The 3602-nt window shown below is 68.1% G+C and carries 4 protein-coding genes; 2 read left to right on the plus strand and 2 right to left on the minus strand.

The genetic code is table 11. The features are described 5' to 3' along the window. The first annotated feature begins 175 nt into the window (after positions 1 to 175). Positions 176 to 697 (plus strand): G/U mismatch-specific DNA glycosylase, encoded by a 522-nt coding sequence (mug, locus tag JaAD80_RS29700; RefSeq protein WP_102299752.1) that lies wholly within the window; start codon positions 176 to 178, stop codon positions 695 to 697. A gap of 25 nt (positions 698 to 722) precedes the next feature. On the opposite strand, the gene JaAD80_RS29705 is transcribed toward mug, so the two are convergent. Further along, positions 723 to 1625, minus strand: coding sequence for a LysR family transcriptional regulator (locus JaAD80_RS29705; protein ID WP_102299753.1), 903 nt, complete (start codon positions 1623 to 1625; stop codon positions 723 to 725). A gap of 138 nt (positions 1626 to 1763) precedes the next feature. Between JaAD80_RS29705 and JaAD80_RS29710 the strand changes: the two genes are divergently transcribed. Further along, positions 1764 to 2984, plus strand: a complete 1221-nt coding sequence (locus JaAD80_RS29710; protein WP_102299754.1) for an MFS transporter — start codon at positions 1764 to 1766, stop codon at positions 2982 to 2984. Here the strand turns inward: JaAD80_RS29710 and JaAD80_RS31815 are convergent. After that, positions 2981 to 3427 (minus strand): anti-sigma factor, encoded by a 447-nt coding sequence (locus JaAD80_RS31815; RefSeq protein ID WP_374755292.1) that lies wholly within the window; start codon positions 3425 to 3427, stop codon positions 2981 to 2983. The two genes, JaAD80_RS29710 and JaAD80_RS31815, sit on opposite strands and share 4 nt — an antisense overlap. Positions 3428 to 3602 lie beyond the last annotated feature (175 nt).

The raw sequence follows: 3602 nt of genomic DNA on the forward strand, positions 1-3602 counted from the left end.
GCGTGCTGCTGTTGCTGGACTGGCCGGCGTGGTCGCTGGCGCTGGGCGCGGCGGCGGTGGCTGGCCTGGCGGCCCTGCTGCAGCTGGCGCAGTGGCGTAATGCTGACCAGTAGGTGTGGCAGGTGAGGCTGGCCGCATTCTTCTATACTGCAGCTCCTTGCACAGGAGCGTATCCATGTCACACAGCACAACAGCGCCGGGTTTGCCCGATATCCTCGCTCCCGGTTTGCGGGTGGTGTTTTGCGGCCTCAATCCCGGTGCGGACGCGGCCATCGCCGGCCACCATTTTCTTGGTCGTGGCAACCGCTTCTGGCCCGTGTTGCACCTGGCCGGCTTCACGCCGCACCAGGTGGCGCCGCAGGACGACAGCAGCGTGCTGGCATTTGGCATCGGCCTGACGGCGGCCGTCGGGCGCCCGACGCAGCGGGCGGATCAGGTGGCGACGGATGAATTCGCGCAGGCGGCGGAGGGCCTGCTGGAAAAGCTGGCGCTGGCGCAGCCGCAATGGATCGCCTTTTTGGGCAAGGCCGCGTATGCGGCCATGACGGGCCAGCGCACGATAGGCTGGGGCGAACAGCCGGAGCGCTTCGGCGGCGCGCGCGTGTGGATACTGCCCAACCCGAGCGGGCTCAATCGCGGCTATTCGAAGGAACGGCTGGTTGAGGCGTATGCGCAACTCCAGCGTGCGCTGGGCTGAGGCTCATTTGATGTTCAGTCGATGTTCAGTCTATGCTCAGCTGGCGCGCGCGCAGCAGCGGCGTGACGAAATCGAAGAAAGCGCGCAGTTTCAATGGCAGCGGCGTTTGTCCCTTGTGCAGCAGGCTGACGGGCAAGGGCGCCGCCTCGAACGGTGCGAGCACGATGCGCAGCGCATCGTCGCGCAAGGCGTCCATGACCTGATACGACAGCACGCGGATCAGGCCCGCATCCAGGGTGGCGGCGGCGATCGCCGCGTCCACCGTATTGACGGCCAGGCGCGAATGCACGGGCACGGATTGCCTTGATCTGCCCGTGCCGAAGTCCCAGGCACGGCGCGATTCCAGCACCTCGAAACTGACGCAGGCATGCGCGGTAAGTTCGCCCGGCATGGCTGGCGTGCCATGCCTGGCCAGGTAGGCGGGACTGGCGCAGACGACCCGGCGCACCGTGCCGACGCGCGTCGCCACGAAGCTGCTGTCGGGCAGTTCGCCGATGCGCACGGCCACGTCCACTTGCTCGTCCATCAGATGCATGACCCTGTCGGTCAGCACCAGCTTGATCTCGATCTCGGGATACTGGGCCAGGAATGCCGCCACCACGGGCACGATGTGCAAGCGCCCGAAGACGACGGGCGCCGTGATCGTCAGCTCGCCTTTCGGCGTCGCATATTCACCCGTTGCCGTGCGCTCCGCTTCGCCGATTTCGTCGAGGATGCGGCGGCAGGCGGCCACATAGGCGCCGCCCGCCTGCGTCAGCGACAGCTGGCGCGTGGTCCGGTGCAGCAAGCGCGTGCCGAGGTGCGACTCCAGCGCCGCCACCTTGCGGCTGACATTGGCCAGCGGCATGCCAAGCTGGCGCGCGGCCGCCGACAGGCTACCCGCGTCGACCACCGCCAGCAAGATGCCCATGGATTCGAGCCTGTCCATCGCTTGCTCCCCTGTGAGGACTATCAAAATATGGAAGAATGATTCTCGATATTAGGGGATTCTCTTTGCTGGTGCAAGTACGTAAGCTGGACTCCTTCGCCATGGCATGTCGCCGTGGCACCCTGAAAGGAGAGCGCCATGCGCCCCATGCCCCACCCCCCTCTGGCGCCAGACGGTGTGCCAGCCGCGCCGCGCGGCAAGATCCTCATGATGGCGGTGATCGCCGGCGCGGTGATCACCAACATCTATTGCACCCAGCCGATCCTGCCGCTGATCCAGGCGGGCCTGGGCGTCGACCTGGCGGCCGTCAACCTGGTGGCCGGCGCCGCGCTGCTGGGCTTTGCGACAGGGCTGGCGCTGCTGCTGCCGCTGGGCGACCGTTACGACCGGCGTACCCTGGTGCTGGGACAGATCGCGCTGGCAGGCCTGTTCGCCCTGGCGGCCGCGCTGGCGCCCGGTATCTGGCCACTGATCGGCGCCTCGTTTGGCCTGGGCATCGTCAGCTGCGTGCCGCAGCAGCTGGTGCCGCTGGCCGCCAGCATGTCGCCGCCCGGCGAACGGGGGCGCTCCGTCGGCATGGTCGTCAGCGGCATCATGGTGGGCATCCTGCTGGGGCGCACGGTGGCCGGCGTGGTGGGCGAAGCCTTCGGCTGGCGCGCCGTGTACGCCATGGAAGCGGCCTTCATGCTGCCCGTATGGATCGCGGCGGCGGCCCTGCTGCCGCGCGGGAAACCGGGCAGCGAGTTGTCCTATCTTGGCTTGCTGGCGTCGCTGTGGCCACTGGCGCGCGACCACCGGCCCCTGCGTGAATCGATGCTGGTCCAGGCCCTGTTGTGGGCGTGCTTCAATGCGTTCTGGGTCAACCTGGCGGCGTTGCTGGCCAACGGCGCATGGCATCTGGGCAGCGCCTGGGCCGGCGCCTTCGGCATCATCGGCGCGGCCGGTGCGCTGGCCGCCACCCTGGGCGGCAGGGCCACCGACAAGCTCGGTTCGCGCACCGTCATCGGCTTGAGCATCGCCATCGTCACGCTGTCCTACCTGCTGCTGGCCGGCGCCGCCTCGTCGCTGGTCTTGCTGGTGATCGGCGTCATCGTGCTCGACATCGGCGTGCAGGCGGCCCTGGTGGCCAACCAGACGCGCGCCTTTGCCGTCGATCCCGCTGCGCAGGGGCGCATCAACAGCCTGTACATGACGGCCACCTTCATCGGCGGCGCCGTCGGCGTTGCCATCAGCGGCTGGCTGATGCAGCGCTATGGCTGGACGGGCGTGGCCGTGTTTGGCATTGGGCTGGGGATGCTGGCGGGCCTGATCCACCTGGCCGGAGCACGCGCACAGCGGCGCGCGGCCAGCTTCACTTAGCGTGGCTGGTCCAGCTGCGCGTACACGGCCTTGGCGATCTTGCCCAGTTCCTGCCTGGGCAGGTTCGCCGACAGCGCATAGCCAAGCTGGCCGTCGATCCAGTAAAACACGCCGAGGTCTCCGAGGTCCTTTTCCTGCGTGTAGCGGAAGGCCGTTTCCTGCTTGCCGGCGCGTTCTTTCGCCACATACAGCGTCAGGCGCTGGCCTTTGCCATCCTCATACATGAACTGGGCCACGGGGCCGTCGCCATCGCCTGGCAGCAGGCGTCCGCCGATCAATTGAAAGCCGAGTGGCGACAGGGCGGGCGGCTGCAGTGCCGTGCCCAGGCGTTTCGACAGCCATTGCACCAGATGCGTTTCCTGTTCCGCGCCCACTTCCACCGGGTGGCGCACTTCCGGCGTGTAGACGGCGTGGGCGATGGCGGCGCTGCGCGCCAGGGACATCGGGCTGCCGCTGGCGGGCGCGCCTTCGCCGCCGCGCAGCAGCCAGCCTATCGCAGCCGATGGTGGCGTCCAGCCCCGCGCCCGCGTGAAAATGGCCGGTGATGTGCGGGCCGGTCACGGCCAGATCGCCCGTGCTTGCGTGCAAAGGCCAGCAGATGCCGGGCAGGGTCAGGGC

Source organism: Janthinobacterium sp. AD80 (assembly GCF_002878455.1).
Classification (GTDB): domain Bacteria; phylum Pseudomonadota; class Gammaproteobacteria; order Burkholderiales; family Burkholderiaceae_D; genus Janthinobacterium.

Bases quoted from the DNA above. Each gene is read 5' to 3' on its own strand.
- JaAD80_RS29710 (WP_102299754.1), top strand. From the start codon at position 1,764: ATGCGCCCCATGCCCCACCCCCCTCTGGCGCCAGACGGTGTGCCAGCC.
- JaAD80_RS31815 (WP_374755292.1), bottom strand. From the start codon at position 3,427: ATGTCCCTGGCGCGCAGCGCCGCCATCGCCCACGCCGTCTACACGCCG.
- mug (WP_102299752.1), top strand. From the start codon at position 176: ATGTCACACAGCACAACAGCGCCGGGTTTGCCCGATATCCTCGCTCCC.
- JaAD80_RS29705 (WP_102299753.1), bottom strand. From the start codon at position 1,625: ATGGACAGGCTCGAATCCATGGGCATCTTGCTGGCGGTGGTCGACGCG.